Annotated in this window: 1 protein-coding gene; it reads right to left on the bottom strand. The window is 69.2% G+C overall.

The window, feature by feature from the left end; translation table 11 throughout:
- Positions 1-78 precede the first annotated feature (78 nt).
- The coding region (locus tag SB719_RS19865; RefSeq protein ID WP_412159694.1) for an SIP domain-containing protein at positions 79-276 on the bottom strand (198 nt) is incomplete at its 5' end.

Genomic DNA, 276 nt, shown 5'->3' with positions numbered 1-276 from the left:
GACCTGGCTCGACGACTACCCCGACGTCTTCCGCGGCGTCGAGCGCGACGACCAGTAACAGCGACCAGTAGCGCCCCCTCAGTTCTCGGCGCGACCCAGGCGCCAGTAACCCATGAAGGCCACGCGCGAGCGGTCGATCCCGTGTCCGCGCACGAGAAGGCGCCGGAGGGTCTTGACGGCCGCCGACTCCCCCGCGATCCAGGCGTAGAAGCCGGCAGGGACGGCCTCGGCGGTCTCCCACAGGATGTCGTTGTCCACATCCACATCGTCCAGCGC

This window comes from Pantoea sp. SIMBA_079 (assembly GCF_046940275.1).
In the GTDB taxonomy this organism is placed as follows: Bacteria; Pseudomonadota; Gammaproteobacteria; order Enterobacterales; family Enterobacteriaceae; genus Pantoea; species Pantoea borealis.
This window is presented reverse-complemented; position numbering and strand designations above follow the sequence as displayed.